The following is a 15,101-nucleotide window of genomic DNA, read 5'->3' on the forward strand; positions in this document are numbered from 1 at the left end:
AAGTCCCCATCACCTTCGTCGAACGCGAACACGGCGCCTCCAAGATGAGCCGCAACATCGTCGTCGAAGCCCTCTGGCGCGTCACCGCCTGGGGCATCGGCGCCCGCATCGACAAGATCACCCGCAGGAACCGCACCACCTGACACCCACCCCACCCGGGAACGCCCCGGCGCTGCAGGGACGACGATTCCGTCGGCCCGCGGCGCCGGGGCGTTCTGCGTGTCCGGGGCGCTCCGCGTGTCCTGGGCGTCAGCAGACGCCGGGGGGTGTCGGGGGCAGGTACTGCTCGGCCCAGCTGCGCAGCTCCGCCATGGCGGGGCCGAGGGCGCAGCCGGATTCGGTGAGGCGGTAGCGGACGCGCAGCGGCGGGCCGGCCTCGACCTCGCGGACGACGAGGCCGGCTTCGGCGAGTTCGGTGAGACGGTCGGAGAGCATCCGTTCGCTGATGCCGGGGATGGCGCGGCGCAGCTCGGAGAAGTGGCCGGGGCCGTGCGCGAGGACGGCGACGACGAGGCCGGTCCAGCGTTTGCCGAGGAGTGCGAAGACCCGGGTGATGGTGACGTCCACCCCGGTGCACGCGGGGTGCGGCGGTGCCGATTCCTGGGTCATGGGGTCCAGCGTACTGCCCCGGCGCCAGTGACTATAGAAAAGTAAGCTGCTACTGTTTTGGCAGCTGCAGAGAATATTGCAGCAACTATCGAAAGGGATGCTCTGATGCCCACGCTGCTGCACATCGACTCGTCCGCGCTCTCCGAGGGTTCCGTCTCCCGCGAGGTCAGTGCCGCCTACCGGGCCGCCTGGGAGGCCGCCAACCCCGGCGCCACCGTGATCTACCGCGACCTCGCCGCCGAGCCCCTGCCGCACCTCGACGCCGCCGGGATCACCGCGGGCTTCGTCCCGGCCGAGCACCGCAGCCCCGAGCAGCAGGAGGCGCACGACCTCCGCGACCGCCTGATCTCCGAGCTGGAGCAGGCCGACGCCGTGGTGATCGGCACCCCGATGTACAACTTCACGATCCCCTCCAGCCTCAAGGCGTGGCTGGACCAGGTGATCCTCATGGGCCGCAGCGCCGGCGAGCAGCCCTCGGCGGCCGGCACCCCGGTCACCGTGGTCTCCTCCCGCGGCGGCGCGTACGGGCCGGGCACGCCCCGCGAGAGCTTCGAGTTCGTCACCACGTACCTGGAGAAGGTGCTGACCGGCATGCTCGCCCTGGAGGTCGACTTCGTGGTGCCCGAGTTCACGCTGGCCCGCGTCAACCCGGCGATGGCCGAGTTCACCGACCTGGCCGACGCCTCCAAGGCGCAGGCGCTCGTCGACGCCGCCGCCCGCGCCCAGGCCGTCGGCGCAGGCGTCCCGGCCTGACCGGAGGCCGTGGTGCGGGGGCGAACCGGTCGCGCCCGGGCGGTGGCCGAGGCCACCCTCCCGGGCGCGCCTGACCGGCGATCCGGCTCCCCACCGCCCAAGCTGGTGCGCGACGAGCGGCCCGTCCGGGCCCGCCGCGCCGACGAGGGAGCCGACGTGACGCCCAACCCGCCCGACGAGACCGCCGGACCCGACCGCGCGGTCCCCGGGCCGGGCCACCCGTCGCCGCCCCCGCTGGAGATCGACGTCTTCACCGGGCCGGAGAGCGCCTTCTTCGCCACCTCCACGCTGATCATGGGCGTGAGCACCGCGATCCTCGTCGACGCCCAGCTCACCCGCAGCGCCGGCCGCGAACTCGCCGAGTGGATCGCCGGCAAGGGACGCACGCTCCTCGCCATCGTCGTCACCCACCGCCACCCGGACCACTACTTCGGGGCCGAGGAGGTGCTGCGCCTCTTCCCCGGCGCGCGGCTGCTGGCCGCCCCGGGCGTGGTGGACGGCATCGCCCGCACCGGTGCCGCCAAGGTCGCCGAGTGGAAGCCGGTCTACGGCGACGACATCCCCGACCAGCCGCTGCTGCCGGCCCCGCTGCTGCCGCAGCCGCTGATGGTCGACCAGCAGCTGATCCACGTGCTGCCGCTCGGCCAGGGCGACTGCGAGGACTCCACGATCGTGCACGTCCCCGGCATCCGCACCGTGCTGGCGGGCGACTTCGTCTACAACGGCACCCACGTGTGGACGGCCGACACCGACCCGTACCGGCGGATCGACTGGGCCCACAACCTCGCCCGGATCGCCGACCTCGGCGTCGACCGGGTCGTCGCCGGGCACCGCGCCCCGGGTGCCGACGACGACGCGCTGCGGGTGCTCTCCTTCACCGGCGAGTACCTCCAGGACTTCGACCGGGCGCTCGCCGCGCACCCGCACGACGCCGAGGCGCTCGCCGCGGCCATGAACGAGCGCTACGGCGCCCTCACCCTGCCCGCCATCCTGGAGCTCGGTGCCGCCGCCAACACGGCCCCGCCCGAGGACGGCGAGATCGTCGACGCGGAGATCGTCGACGAGGACTGAAACCCGGACGGGCCCCGCCGCACCGGCGGATACTGGCCGCATGACGGTCTTCGACGTGATCGTGCCCGCCGGGGGCGCCGCAGGACGGCTCGGCGGCGCGGACAAGCCCGGCCTGGAGGTCGGCGGCCGTACGCTGCTCGACCGGGTGCTCGACGCCTGCGCCGGTGCCCGCACCACCGTGGTGGTCGGTCCCGCCCGTCCGGTCGCCCGGCCGGGCGTGCGGTGGGCCCGCGAGGAACCGGCGGGCGGCGGGCCGGTCGCCGCGGTCGCCGCCGGCCTGGCCGAGGTGACCGCCGGACGGGTGCTGCTGCTCGCCGCCGACCTGCCCTTCCTCGACCCGGCCACCCTGCGGCGGCTGCTCGCCGCCCTCGACGACGACCCGCAGGCGCAGGCCGCCGTGCTGGTCGACGCGGACGGCCGCGACCAGCCCCTCACCGCCGCCTACCGGACGGACGCCCTCCGGGCGGCCCTGGCCGCGCTCGGCACCCCCGCGCACCGCCCCCTGCGCCGGCTGACCGGTGGACTGCGGACCGTCCGGGTGCCCGACACCGGAGCGGTCGCCCTCGACTGCGACACCTGGGACGACCTCGCGCTCGCGCGGGCCCGCGCCGCCCGGCCCTGAGCCCGTCCCGCCCTGAGCCCGCCGGGCCCGTGCGGACCGGGTACGCAGCCCCTGCTCACCACGGGCGTCCCCCGGCGGTGAGCGAAACGAAGCGCCCCGCTCACGGTGGCGCCACCGCCCGCGGAACGGCCATCGGGCAGCATGGGGCCATGGAGCGCACGCTGGATGACTGGATCACCGAGGTCTGCACCGAGCTGGGCATCGACCTCGACGTCGACGTACCGGGCCTGCTCGACCTGGCCCGGGTGGTCGCGCACGGGGTCGCCCGGCCCGGTGCGCCGCTGACCGCCTTCCTGGTGGGGTACGCGGCCGCGGCCCGCGGCGGCGGCCCCGAAGCCGTCGCCGAGGCCTCCGCCCGGGCCCGGGCCCTCGCCGACCGCTGGGTGGCCGACGCCCCGCCGGAGGGGCCGTGAACGGCGGCCTGGCCCGCGTGGACGGCCCCGCCGCCGAGACCGGCGCACCCGGCGCACCCGGCGCACCCGGCCCCGCCCGTGACCGCCCGTGGCCGGAGGCCCGCCGGGAGGCCCGCCGGGCCGCCCCGGCGCCGCTCCCGGCCGAGCAGGTGGAGCCGGCGGCAGCCCTCGGCCGCACCCTCGCCGAACCGCTCACCGCCGTCACCGACCTGCCGGGCTTCGACACCTCCGCCATGGACGGCTGGGCCGTCGCCGGCCCCGGGCCGTGGCGGTCGGCCGGGCGCCTGCTGGCCGGCAGCACCCCCGCCCCGCTGGCCGACGGCTGCGCGGTGGAGATCGCCACCGGTGCGCAGCTGCCGCCCGGTGCGACCGGCGTGCTGCGCCGCGAGCACGGGCGGCTCGTGCACGGCCTGCTGCACGGGCAGGTCGGGCCGGGGCAGGACGTCCGGCCGCGCGGCCAGGAGTGCCGCCGCGGCGAGGTGCTGCTGCCCGCCGGCACCCCCGTGACCGCGGCGGTGCTCGGCCTGGCCGCCGCCGCGGGCCACGACCGGCTGACGGTGCGCCGCCGGCCGACCGTCGAGCTGCTCCTCCTCGGCGACGAGCTCCAGGACTCCGGCGTGCCGGGCCCCGGCCGGGTGCGGGACGCCCTGGGCCCGCTGCTGCCGCCGTGGCTGGCCGCCGCGGGGGCCGAGGTCACCGGCTGCCGCCGGATCGGCGACGACCGGGCGCTGCTGCGCGACGCCGTCCGGCACGCGTCCGCCGACGTGGTCGTCACCACCGGCGGTACGGCTTCCGGCCCGGCGGACTTCCTGCACCCCGTGCTGGCCGGGGAAGGGGCCCGGCTGCTGGTCGACGGTGTCGCCGTACGGCCCGGGCACCCCATGCTGCTCGCGGCGCTGCCCGGCGGCGGCCACCTGGTCGGGCTGCCCGGCAACCCGCTGGCCGCCGCGGCCGGGGCGCTCACCCTGGCACTGCCCCTGCTGCACGCACTGGCCGGCCGGCCGGCGCCGCGCCGCCGCACCGAGAGCGCCGCCGTCGACCTGCCGGGGCACCCCGCGGACACCCGGCTGGTGCCGGTGGTGCGGACCGCCGACGGCCTGGTGCCGCTGCCGTTCGACGGACCGGCGATGCTGCGCGGCCTCGCGGTCGCGGAGGCCGTCGCCGTGGTGCCGCCGGGCGGGGTCCGGGCGGGCGGCCCGGCGGAGGTGCTCGCCCTGCCGTGACCCGGCCGGGCCCGTCAGACCTGGTGGTGGACGGCGTCGCGGATGACGATGAGCCGGTCGGCCGGGCGAAGCGCCGCAGCCTCCGGGTCGGTGTAGGCGAGCACCTGCCGGCCGCGGACGACCGCCACGACGAGGTCCTCGCACTCCCGCGGGCTGCGTCCCGCCTCGGCCGCCGTGACCGGCCGCTCCGACACGTCGAGGCCGCTGCCGTACGTCAGCAGGTCCTCCATGACGGCGCCCGCGTGCGGGCTGAGGATCGACATGCCGAGCAGGCGCCCCGCCGAACTCGAACTCGTCACGACGACGTCGGCGCCGCTCTGCCGCAGCAGCGGCGCGTTCTCGTCCTCGCGGACGGCGGCGACGACGGTGGCGGCCTTGTTGAGCTGGCGGGCCGTGAGGGTGACGAGCACCGCGGTGTCGTCGCGCTCCGGAGCCACCACGATGCGGGCGGCGCGGGGGAGTTCGGCGCGCTGCAGGGTCTCGCTGCGGGTGCCGTCCCCGACGACGCCGACCAGCCCGTCCAGGGAGGCCTGGTCGACGACCTTCTGCTGCGGGTCGACGACCACGATCGACTCCTTGTGGACGCCCTGGCCGAGCAGCGCGGTGACCGCGGCGCGGCCCTTGGTGCCGTACCCGATCACCACGGTGTGGTCGCTGACGGTCGACCGCCAGCGTCCGATCCGCCACTGCTGGCGGGTGCGTTCGGTGAGCACCTCCAGGGTGGTGCCGACCAGGATGATCAGGAAGAGCACCCGCAGCGGTGTGATCACCAGGATGTTGACCAGCCGGGCGCTGTCGCTGACCGGGGTGATGTCGCCGTAGCCCGTGGTCGAGAGGGTGACGGTGGCGTAGTAGGCGGCGTCCAGGAAGTCGACCGCGGAGTCGGCGCTGTCCTTGTAGCCGCCGCGGTCGAGCCAGACCGTCAGGGTGGTCGCGATCAGCACGGCCAGGGCGAGCAGCAGCCGCCGCGACACCTGGCGCATGGGCGGGGGAGCGGTGCGGGTGGGCAGCGACACCCGGCCGCCCGACTCCACCCCGCTCTCCTCGTGCCGCTCCGCGCGGCGGCGCCGCCGCGGGATCCTGCCGTGCGTTCCGGAGGGCTCTGTACCGTGATTCACGCGGACCAGCATGGCGGGGCGCGCCCTCCGGGGCCACCGCCACACGCAGGTCGTGCGGTCCGCGGCGATAGGGTCGGCTCCCGGCGGCGCCGTGCCGTCCGGGTCGGGCAGAGCGCTGGAGGCGTCCGTGCGGGAGCACACCGTCGTCGTCGGGTACGGCACCAAGGGCCGTGCCGCGGTCACCGCGCTGCTCGGCCAGGGGGTCCGCAAGGAGTCGATCGTGGTCGTCGACCCGCAGCGCAAGGCGATCGACCACGCCAACCGGGACGGCCTGTCCGGGGTGCTGGGCGACGCCACCCGCACGGACACGCTGCTCCGGGCCGAACTGCCGCGTGCGGAGAAGGTGGTGATCGCCCCGGACCGCGACGACACCGCGGTGCTGGTCGCCCTGACGGCCCGCCAGCTGAACTCCGCGGCGGTGCTGGTCGCCGCCGTCCGCGAGGACGAGAACGCGCCGCTGCTGCGCCAGAGCGGCGCCGACGTCGTCGTGACGAGTTCGAGTTCGGCGGGGCGCCTGCTCGGCATGTCGATCCTCAGCCCGCACGCGGGCGCCGTCATGGAGGACCTGCTGACCGTCGGCCGCAGCCTCGACCTGGTCGAACGCCCGGTCACGCGGGCGGAGGCGGGGCACAGCCCGCGGGCGTGCGAGGACCTCGTCGTGGCGGTCGTCCGCGGCCGCCGGGTGCTCAACTACACGAACCCCGAGGTCGCGGTGCTGCAGATCACCGACCGGGTCATCGCCATCCAACGGTCGGTCAGCGGCGGCTGACGGCGGGGGCGGTGCCCGGCGGGCCGCCCGCCGCAGGCGGGGGCGTCCCGCGTAGCGTGGCGGCATGCGAGCCATCACCATTCCCCGGCCGGGCGGCCCCGAGGTACTGACCTGGGCCGAGGTGCCCGACCCGGAACCGGGCGCGGGCGAGGTCCTCGTCGAGGTCGCGGCCAGTGCCGTCAACCGCGCCGACCTGCTCCAGCGGCAGGGCTTCTACGAGCCCCCGCCCGGCTCCTCGCCCTACCCGGGCCTGGAGTGCGCGGGCCGGATCGCCGCCGTGGGCCCGAACGTCGCGGGCTGGGCCGTGGGCGACGAGGTGTGCGCGCTGCTCACCGGCGGCGGTTACGCGCAGCGGGTGGTCGTGCCGACGGGCCAGCTGCTGCCGAGGCCCGCCGGCCTGGACGCGGAGCAGGCCGCGGCGCTGCCCGAGGTGGCGTGCACGGTCTGGTCGAACGTCTTCATGCTGGCGCAGCTGCGCCCCGGCGAGACGGTGCTGGTGCACGGCGGTGCCAGCGGCATCGGCACGATGGCGATCCAGCTGGCGAAGGCGGTCGGGGCGCGGGTGGCGGTGACGGCGGGCAGCCGGGAGAAGCTGGCGCGGTGTGCCGAGCTCGGTGCGGACGTGCTGATCGACTACCGGGAGCAGGACTTCGTCGAGGCCCTGCGGGAGGCCACCGGCGGGGGCGGCGCGGACGTGATCCTCGACATCATGGGTGCCCGGTACCTGCAGCGGAACGTGGACGCGCTGGCCGTCAACGGGCGTCTGGTGATCATCGGCCTTCAGGGCGGCGTCAAGGGCGAGATCGACCTCAACTCGCTGCTGCGCAAGCGGGCCGCGGTGGTGGCGACCAACCTGCGCGGACGCCCGCTGGAGGAGAAGGCGGCGATCGTCGCCGCGGTGCGCGAGCACGTGTGGCCGCTGGTGGAGTCCGGCGTGGTGCGGCCGGTGGTGCACGGGGTGCTGCCGGTCGAGGACGCGGCCGAGGCGCACCGGCTGGTCGAGCGGAGCGGTCACGTCGGCAAGGTCGTGCTGCGGGTGGGCTGACCGGGCGGGCCGCTCCGGCGGGGTGACGCCGGTGGTGCGGGGGCGGGGCCGACCGTGGCGGCGGTGTGCGGCGGCGCGGAGCGTGGGTGTACGACATGCCCGGATTGTCGGATTGTGTGACTCTGGTGCGGAGCTGTCCCGCCGCCGGTCGTGCCCTCGTGCGACCGCTCGTCGGAAGGACTTCCCGCTGTGGCTGCACTTCCGTACGCGTTCCGCGCCCTCTCGTCCGCGCTCCCCTCCACCCGCCGCTGGGCCGCCGTCACCGGTGCGGGCATCGCCCTGCCGCTACTGCTGGCGGCCCCGGCCCCGGCCGGTCAGGCCGGTACGCCCCCCGGCCTGCACACGCCGGGGCGGACCGTCCCGCACGAGGTGCACGAAGCCGTCGAAGGGGCCGTCCAGCAGGCGGCGTCCGCCCTCCCCGGTCCCGGCGCGACCACCGCCGGCGCGGCCGGCCACGGCGTACCGGACCCGGGCGTGCCGGACCCGGCCGCGCCCGGCACCGGCCTGCCCGACGGCATACCCGGCCTCGGCCTGCCCGGGCCGTTCTCGTCGCCGTCGGGGGGTTCCGGCATGTCCGGCCTCCCCTCCGGGCCGCGCCCGCACTCCCCGGCCACCGTGCCGGAACCCGACTCCGGCCCCGGCCAGGGGCCGGCGCAGCAACCTGGGTCCGGGCCGTCCGCCGGCGCCGCCCAGCAGCCGGCGGAGGAACCCGCCGATGCCGGTGCCGGCGCGGCGGAGGCCCCCGCCGAGGAGCCCTGCGACGACGAGGCGGCGGCGTCCACCGCACCGGCGGCTCCGTCCTCGGCCGCCGCCGTCGCCACCACCGTCGCCGTCCGGCCGAAGGCCGCGCACTCCGCCGCCGGCCCGCACGACCGGAGCGGATCCGCCGCGGCGCTCGACCGGCACGGGCCCGCTCCGGCCGCCGAGACCCCCGCCGCCGTCCTCCCCGACGGACCCGGTGCGTCCGGCACGTCCGGCACGCCCGCGGAGGAGCCCGCCGCCACCGTCGCCGCGGACGCCGTGCCGCCGGCCGCGACCGGGCTCGCCGCGCCGCTGCGCTGGTCCGACGCGTCCACCCGGCAGCTGCCGCTCGGTGCGGGGCTGACCCTCATCGGCTGCGGACTCGCGCTCGTCGGCCTGCGGCTGCGCCGGGGCTGACCGGGCCCGCCGGACGGCCTGTTCCGGCCCGGCAAGATCCCCGGGGCCTCCCGGCGCCACGCCCGGTGGGGGAGAATGCCTGGCATGACGAACCCGATGAACGAGCGCTCTCCGCAGCAGGCCTACGAGGCGTCGGACGGGCAGCCGGACGACAACCCGAAGGTGCTGATCGTCGGCCCCGACGGCATGCCCGTCGGTGCCGTTCCGGGAGGCTTCGGCCGCGGTGACGACCAGTTCGAGCCGCGCGAACTGCCGGTGACCGAGATGGTCGAGCAGCCGGCCAAGGTCATGCGGATCGGCAGCATGATCAAGCAACTGCTGGAGGAGGTCCGGGCGGCTCCTCTCGACGAGGCCAGCCGTGCCCGGCTCAAGGACATCCACGCGAGCTCGATCAAGGAGTTGGAGCTCGGGCTCGCCCCCGAGCTGGTGGAGGAGCTCGAACGCCTCTCCCTGCCCTTCACCGAGGACACCATCCCCACCGAGGCCGAGCTGCGCATCGCCCAGGCCCAGCTGGTCGGCTGGCTGGAGGGGCTGTTCCACGGCATCCAGACCGCGCTCTTCGCCCAGCAGATGGCGGCCCGGGCGCAGTTGGAGCAGATGCGGCGAGCCCTGCCGCCCGGTCTGCAGGGCGCCGAACCGGGTGAGGAGGAGTTCGGGCCGGGCCGCGGAATCCGTTCGGGCCCGTACCTGTAACCCCTGTGTGTCGCAGGTGTTCGGCAACCGCGTTGCAGGCCGGACACAGCTGTGCCCCTGCACCCGATGACGTCGGTGCGAGCCGATACCCTGGGCCCCTGCCGTGCGGCCGACGCGCCACCGGCGGGGGCCGGCGGTCCGCGGGACCGCGGGACCGGCATGCCGGACGACACCTGGAAGCAGGGGGACATGAGCGAGGACGCCACCACGGCCGAGGGCCACGCCCTGGGCAACGGTCGGTACGTGCTGCAGCGCCTGCTCGGGCAGGGCGGCATGGCCTCCGTGCACCTGGCGTACGACACCGTGCTGGACCGTCAGGTCGCCGTGAAGACCCTGCACACCGAACTCGGCCGGGAGGCCTCGTTCAAGGAGCGCTTCCGCCGCGAGGCGCAGGCCGTCGCCCGGCTCCAGCACATCAACATCGTGCAGGTGTACGACAGCGGCGAGGACGTGGCCGCCGACGGTGCGGCCACGCCGTACATCGTCATGGAGTACGTCGAGGGCAAGGCCCTGCGCGACGTGCTCAACGAGGCGGTCGCCCAGCACGGCGCGATGCCCACCGACCGGGCGCTGAAGATCACCGCGGCGGTGCTGTCGGCGCTGGAGGCCTCGCACGACCAGGGCCTCGTGCACCGCGACATCAAGCCGGGCAACGTCATGGTCAACACCAAGGGCGTCGTCAAGGTCATGGACTTCGGCATCGCCCGCGCCCTGCAGTCCGGCGTCACGTCGATGACCCAGACCGGCATGGTCGTCGGCACCCCGCAGTACCTCTCGCCCGAGCAGGCGCTCGGCAAGAGCGTCGACGCGCGCTCCGACCTGTACTCGGTGGGCTGCATGCTCTTCGAGCTGCTCACCGGCGGCCTGCCGTTCGACGGCGACTCGGCCTTCTCGATCGCGTACAAGCACGTGCAGGAGCCGCCGCCGGCGCCGTCCACGATCAACCGGGCGGTGACCCCCGCGGTCGACGCCCTGGTCGAGCGGGCGCTGCGCAAGGACCCGGCGCACCGCTTCCCGACCGCGGAGGCGATGCGCGACGAGGTCGAGCGGGTCAACTCCGCCACGCAGGCCGGTGGCGCACCCCTGCAGGCGTCCACCCCGCTGGTGATCGGCGAGGGCCCGCGCTCGGTGAGCGCCGCGCCGTCGCTGACCAACTTCCCGCAGGTGAGCGGCGACATCCGGACACCCGCGCCGCAGGTCCAGCAGCCCTACCAGCCGCAGGTGAGCACGCCTCCGCCGTACCCGCAGGCACCGCACACGCCGCAGCCCTTCCCGCAGGCACCGCACACCCCGCAGCCGTTCCCGCAGCCGCTGCACACGCCGCAGCCGTTCCCCCAGCCGCTGCAGACGCCGCGCCCCTTCCCGCAGCAGGCCCACCCGACCGGTCCGATGCCCTCCCAGCAGCGCCCGTTCGTCGCCAAGCCGCAGGCGCCGAACAACAACGCGGGGTGCTCGACGGCCCTCGTCGTCGTCGGTGTGATTTTCGGCGTGATCCTGCTCGCGGGCATCATCGTGATGATTGCGGCGGTCAAGGGCGAGCAGAACAAGGGAACCGACTACGGCAGCAGCTCGTCGTCGGCGCGCTCCGCGGCCGTCGCGGGGGAACTCCCCCGGGACGGTCGGCACTGAGGCATCGGCCCGGCTTTCCGTTCCACGGTGACCGGGCCGAAGCGGTAGCGTTTCACAGGACGTAACCGACAGGGCGACTACGCGCCGAGCGAGGGCCCGGGGCGAGGAGCGATGGCACAGACCGAGCGGCCCGACGACGGCGAGGACACGGACGTCGAGGCCTCCACCGAGGACGCGGCGGGCACCGGGCCGGAGACCGCGGAGACGAAGGTGCTGTCGGGCCGGTCCGGGCAGACGCCGTTCCGCGGCACGAAGGCCGTGCTCGGCACGCTCGGTGACGGCCGCTACCAGATCACCGGCCGGCTCGGCCGCGGCGGCATGGCCGAGGTCTTCGCCGCCCAGGACGTCCGCCTCGGCCGCACCGTGGCCGTGAAGCTCCTCCGCGCCGACCTCGCCGAGGACGACATCGCCCGCCTCCGCTTCACGCGCGAGGCCCACGCGGTCGCCGCCCTCAACCACCACTCGATCGTGGCGGTCTACGACACCGGCGAGGAGGTGCTGGACGGCGAGTCCACGCCGTACATCGTCATGGAACTGGTCGAGGGCCGGACGGTCCGCGAACTCCTCGTCGACGAGGAGGCGCCGCCGGTCGACCAGGCGCTGATCATCATCGCCGGCGTGCTGGAGGCCCTCGCCTACAGCCACCGGCACGGCATCGTCCACCGCGACATCAAGCCCGCCAACGTGATCATCACGACCGGCGGCGCCGTCAAGGTGATGGACTTCGGCATCGCCCGCGCGCTCACCGGCGCCGCGAGCACCATGACGCAGACCGGCATGGTCATGGGCACCCCGCAGTACCTGTCGCCCGAGCAGGCCCTCGGCCGCTCCGTCGACCACCGCTCCGACCTCTACGCGGCCGGCTGCATGCTGTACGAACTGCTGGCGCTGCGCCCGCCGTTCACCGGGGAGACGCCGCTGTCGGTCGTCTACCAGCACGTCCAGGACATGCCGGTGCCGCCGTCCCGCGCCAACGGCCGGGTACCGGCCGGGCTCGACGACCTCGTGCTGCGCTCGCTCGCCAAGAACCCCGACGACCGCTTCCAGACCGCGGACGAGTTCCGCGCGCACCTCCAGCACGCGCTGCGCACCATGCACGGCGAACAGGGCGCCGGCTACACGGCCGGATCCGCGGCCGCGGCCGCCGCGGCGGCCGGGCTGGCCGCCGCCGGACAGGGCGGCCACGGCGGCGCCGCCGGATACCCGGGCACACCGAGCGGCGGCACCGCGATGACCGAGCCGGTCGGCCAGGCCGCCCCGGCCGACCCGACCACGGCACTCCCGTACCAGGTCACCACGCCGTACTCGACGCCGTCCGGCGGCTACCCGCCGGTCGGCCCGGGCTACGGCGGGGGCGGCGACGGCCCGGACGACTACGAGCCGGAGCCGGGGCGCAGCCCGTGGCGCTGGGTGCTGGGCGTCCTGGCGGTGCTGGTGGCCGCGTCCATCGGGATCGCCCTGGCGCTCAACAACAACAACGGCGGCGGCAACGGCCCCGGCCCGAACCCGACCCAGAGCACGGCGCCGGTCGACACCGCCGGGCCGACCGACCAGCCGACCCTGCCGACCAGCACGCCCTCGGAGGTCGACACCTCCCGGCCGAGCGAGACGTTCAGCGGTTCGCGCCAGCCCTCCGGCAGCCCGAGCGCCTCGGCCTCGCCGTCGGCCTCGGCCTCGGCCACCGACACCGCGTCGCCGACGCCCACGCCGACCGAGACGAAGACGACGCCGCCGCCGAGCGACACCCCGACCCCGACCCCGACGCCGACCGCGACGGCCGAACCCACGGGCTGACCAACTGACCGGTCAGTTGGTGAAGGCGTCGAGCACCTGCTCGTACTCCTCGCACCACCAGCGCAGTTGGCCGGCGGCCGCGGGGAAGAGCGGGTCGGCCCGGTGGTCCCCGCGCTGGTAGTGCCACTGGAGCATCCAGAGGTCGTTCAGCCGCTCCCACCAGACCCGGTGCACGGCGGCGGCGAGCACCGGCGGCCCGGCCGCCGCCTCGGCGCGGTAGGCCCGCGCGTAGGCCCGCACCCGGCAGAGGTCGAGCACCCCGGTGGTGCGGTCGTTGAAGACCAGGGTGGCGGCGCGCACCGCCTCCTCGGCGGTGGGGTGCAGGCCGAGCTTGTCCCAGTCGAGGACGGCCGTGACGCGTCCGTCCCGGTGGAGCAGGTTGAGCCCATGGAAGTCGCCGTGCGTCCAGCCGGTGGGCGGGGCCTCGTCGGGGCCCGGCCGGCGCCGGCCGTGCTGCGCCAGCAGGTCGAGGCGTTCGCCGAGGTGCTCCGCGGCGAGCGCGTCGAAGGACCCCGGGACCGGCCGCGGCCCGATGCGCCGGCGCAGGTCGGCGACCAGTGCGCCGGTCTCCTCCGGGTCGGCGGCGAGCCGCCCGGCGGGCTGCCGGACGGGCCCGCAGGCCTCGACGAGGGCGCCGTGCAGCCGGCCCAGCAGGGCACCCAGGTCGGCGCACTGCGGGTGGTCGAGCGCGTCGCCGTGCCGGTGGGCGCCCTCCACCCAGGGGTACAGCGCGAAGAGCCGGCCGCGGCGGGTGGTCACGGTGCAGCCGTCCCGGCCCGCCAGCGGCGGCGTCACGGGCAGTCCGCGGGCGTGCAGCGCGGCCGTCGCGCGGTGCTGGGCGGTCACGGCCGTCCGGGAGGCGGTCGCGCGGTCGACGTAGCACTTCAGGAAGTAGCGGGCGTCCGCCGTGGTGACCAGGTAACCGCGGTTGAGCAGGCCCTCGGCCACGGGCTGGACGGAGACGGGCGGAGCCGTCCGGTACGTGCCGAGCACCGCGGCCAGCACGGCGGACGGGACGGGCGGGCTGAGCGTGCCGAGCGGCGGTGCGGTCGGGTCGGGCCGGGCGGGGGCGCCGGCCGGGCGGGGCCGCCGGACGGTCCTGGCGGACCGGGCGGCGGGGACGGCACGGGTGCGGGCGAGGGCGAGGGTCGTACCGTCCCTGCGGACGTGGGGCGGGGACGCCGGGCTGGGGATCACGGAGTGAGCGTAGTGTTGTCCGGAAGGGGTGCTTGACAGATCGTCAGCGATCTGCTTCAGCGGTCGGCCGGGCGGCTCCGCGCCACGTACGCGGCGGCCTGGGTGCGGCGCTCCATGCCCATCTTGGCGAGGAGGCTGGACACGTAGTTCTTGACCGTCTTCTCGGCCAGGTGGAGCTCGTTGCCGATCTGCCGGTTGGTCATCCCCTCGCCGATCAGGTCGAGGATGCGCCGCTCCTGCTTCGTCAGCCGGGCGAGCCGCTCGTCCTCCTTCCCGCCGCCCTCGCGGAGGCGCTCCAGCACGCGGCTGGTGGCCACCGGGTCGAGCAGCGACCGGCCGGCGGCGACGTCGCGGACGGCGGTGATCAGGTCCGTCCCGCGGATCGCCTTGAGGACGTACCCGGAGGCGCCGGCCATGATCGAGTCGAAGAGCGCCTCGTCGTCCGAGAACGAGGTCAGCATCAGGCAGCGCACCTCGGGACTGCGGGAGCGCACCTCGCGGCACACCTCCACGCCGTTGCCGTCCGGGAGCCGGACGTCCAGGACGGCCACGTCCGGCGTGACGGCCGGGATGCGGGCGAGGGCCTCGGCCGCCGTACCGGCCTCGCCGACCACCTCGATGTCGTCCTCGGTGGAGAGCAGGTCGTGCACGCCCCGGCGGACCACCTCGTGGTCGTCGAGGAGGAATACCCTGATATGTCCGTTTCCAGTCATGGTCGAATCCTTCCACGCCACCGTGCCGACCTGCCTGCGCCCGGCCGGGCCCGGAGGACGGTCCGGACGAACGCCCGCATCGCGGACACCGAATCGATGCCCGCTACCCCCTTACGCGGAGAGCTCTGCCCGGATACCGTGCGCTGGTGTCCTGACGGCGCCGAGCGTGAGACCCGTACCACATCCGCGGCTCTCGCACGGAACAAGTAGGACGTCCTAGCGCAGGCGCACCACGGGGCGGCGCTGGGTAACGTTCTCGTGAGGGACGCCGTCGGAAAAGGATCACCACCTGCC

The 15,101-nt window shown here is 75.5% G+C and carries 12 protein-coding genes and 4 pseudogenes; 12 read left to right on the forward strand and 4 right to left on the reverse strand.

The features are described 5' to 3' along the window. Window positions 1-143: pseudogene (locus SNE206_RS08340) on the forward strand (dolichol-phosphate mannosyltransferase); the annotation flags it as partial. A 106-nt stretch (window positions 144-249) separates the two neighbouring features. On the opposite strand, the gene SNE206_RS08345 reads toward SNE206_RS08340, so the two are convergent. Further along, window positions 250-609 (reverse strand): winged helix-turn-helix transcriptional regulator, encoded by a 360-nt coding sequence (locus SNE206_RS08345; protein WP_407912739.1) that lies wholly within the window; start codon window positions 607-609, stop codon window positions 250-252. A gap of 105 nt (window positions 610-714) precedes the next feature. Between SNE206_RS08345 and SNE206_RS08350 the strand changes: the two genes are divergently transcribed. The 5 genes and pseudogenes from SNE206_RS08350 (at window position 715) to SNE206_RS08370 (ending at window position 4,691) form a co-directional block, all read left to right on the forward strand. Beyond that, window positions 715-1,362, forward strand: a complete 648-nt coding sequence (locus tag SNE206_RS08350; protein ID WP_407912740.1) for an FMN-dependent NADH-azoreductase — start codon at window positions 715-717, stop codon at window positions 1,360-1,362. A 156-nt stretch (window positions 1,363-1,518) separates the two neighbouring features. Continuing rightward, entirely contained in the window at window positions 1,519-2,433 is a 915-nt protein-coding gene (locus SNE206_RS08355) for an MBL fold metallo-hydrolase (RefSeq protein ID WP_407912741.1), read from the forward strand. Window positions 2,434-2,473: 40 nt separating this feature from the next. After that, window positions 2,474-3,045 (forward strand): annotated as a pseudogene (locus tag SNE206_RS08360) (molybdenum cofactor guanylyltransferase); the annotation flags it as partial. 171 nt (window positions 3,046-3,216) lie between these two features. Further along, window positions 3,217-3,468: pseudogene (locus SNE206_RS08365) on the forward strand (DUF6457 domain-containing protein); the annotation flags it as partial. Then, on the forward strand, window positions 3,465-4,691 hold the full coding sequence (locus tag SNE206_RS08370) for a molybdopterin molybdotransferase MoeA (protein WP_407912742.1): 1,227 nt from the start codon (window positions 3,465-3,467) through the stop codon (window positions 4,689-4,691). The pseudogene SNE206_RS08365 and the gene SNE206_RS08370, both read left to right, overlap by 4 nt. 14 nt (window positions 4,692-4,705) lie before the next feature. Here the strand turns inward: SNE206_RS08370 and SNE206_RS08375 are convergent, their stop codons facing one another. Further along, on the reverse strand, window positions 4,706-5,821 hold the full coding sequence (locus tag SNE206_RS08375) for a potassium channel family protein (protein ID WP_407912743.1): 1,116 nt from the start codon (window positions 5,819-5,821) through the stop codon (window positions 4,706-4,708). Window positions 5,822-5,913: 92 nt separating this feature from the next. Between SNE206_RS08375 and SNE206_RS08380 the strand changes: the two are divergent. The 6 genes and pseudogenes from SNE206_RS08380 to SNE206_RS08405 form a co-directional block, all read left to right on the forward strand. Beyond that, a pseudogene (locus tag SNE206_RS08380) lies at window positions 5,914-6,578 on the forward strand (potassium channel family protein); the annotation flags it as partial. Between the two features lie 64 nt (window positions 6,579-6,642). After that, complete coding sequence (locus tag SNE206_RS08385; RefSeq protein ID WP_407912744.1) at window positions 6,643-7,623, forward strand: NAD(P)H-quinone oxidoreductase; 981 nt, start codon at window positions 6,643-6,645, stop codon at window positions 7,621-7,623. Between the two features lie 189 nt (window positions 7,624-7,812). After that, the gene (locus SNE206_RS08390) at window positions 7,813-8,781 is read left to right on the forward strand and encodes a hypothetical protein (protein WP_407912745.1); all 969 of its coding nucleotides are present in this window, start codon (window positions 7,813-7,815) and stop codon (window positions 8,779-8,781) included. An 84-nt stretch (window positions 8,782-8,865) separates the two neighbouring features. Beyond that, window positions 8,866-9,474, forward strand: a complete 609-nt coding sequence (locus SNE206_RS08395; protein WP_407912746.1) for a bacterial proteasome activator family protein — start codon at window positions 8,866-8,868, stop codon at window positions 9,472-9,474. A gap of 189 nt (window positions 9,475-9,663) precedes the next feature. Next, window positions 9,664-11,103 (forward strand): protein kinase domain-containing protein, encoded by a 1,440-nt coding sequence (locus tag SNE206_RS08400; protein WP_407912950.1) that lies wholly within the window; start codon window positions 9,664-9,666, stop codon window positions 11,101-11,103. 111 nt (window positions 11,104-11,214) lie between these two features. Next, window positions 11,215-12,897: a protein kinase domain-containing protein gene (locus SNE206_RS08405; protein WP_407912747.1), complete on the forward strand. Its 1,683-nt coding sequence runs from the start codon at window positions 11,215-11,217 to the stop codon at window positions 12,895-12,897. Between the two features lie 12 nt (window positions 12,898-12,909). On the opposite strand, the gene SNE206_RS08410 is transcribed toward SNE206_RS08405, so the two are convergent. Both SNE206_RS08410 and SNE206_RS08415 read right to left on the reverse strand, forming a co-directional pair. Continuing rightward, window positions 12,910-14,094, reverse strand: coding sequence for a phosphotransferase (locus SNE206_RS08410; RefSeq protein ID WP_407912748.1), 1,185 nt, complete (start codon window positions 14,092-14,094; stop codon window positions 12,910-12,912). Window positions 14,095-14,150: 56 nt separating this feature from the next. After that, window positions 14,151-14,807, reverse strand: coding sequence for a response regulator (locus tag SNE206_RS08415; protein ID WP_407912749.1), 657 nt, complete (start codon window positions 14,805-14,807; stop codon window positions 14,151-14,153). Window positions 14,808-15,101: the final 294 nt, after the last annotated feature.

The organism is Kitasatospora sp. NE20-6 (assembly GCF_045862635.1).

Bases quoted from the DNA above. Each gene is read 5' to 3' on its own strand.
- SNE206_RS08345 (WP_407912739.1), bottom strand. From the start codon at position 609: ATGACCCAGGAATCGGCACCGCCGCACCCCGCGTGCACCGGGGTGGAC.
- SNE206_RS08350 (WP_407912740.1), top strand. From the start codon at position 715: ATGCCCACGCTGCTGCACATCGACTCGTCCGCGCTCTCCGAGGGTTCC.
- SNE206_RS08375 (WP_407912743.1), bottom strand. From the start codon at position 5,821: ATGCTGGTCCGCGTGAATCACGGTACAGAGCCCTCCGGAACGCACGGC.
- SNE206_RS08385 (WP_407912744.1), top strand. From the start codon at position 6,643: ATGCGAGCCATCACCATTCCCCGGCCGGGCGGCCCCGAGGTACTGACC.
- SNE206_RS08395 (WP_407912746.1), top strand. From the start codon at position 8,866: ATGACGAACCCGATGAACGAGCGCTCTCCGCAGCAGGCCTACGAGGCG.
- SNE206_RS08400 (WP_407912950.1), top strand. From the start codon at position 9,664: ATGAGCGAGGACGCCACCACGGCCGAGGGCCACGCCCTGGGCAACGGT.
- SNE206_RS08405 (WP_407912747.1), top strand. From the start codon at position 11,215: ATGGCACAGACCGAGCGGCCCGACGACGGCGAGGACACGGACGTCGAG.
- SNE206_RS08415 (WP_407912749.1), bottom strand. From the start codon at position 14,807: ATGACTGGAAACGGACATATCAGGGTATTCCTCCTCGACGACCACGAG.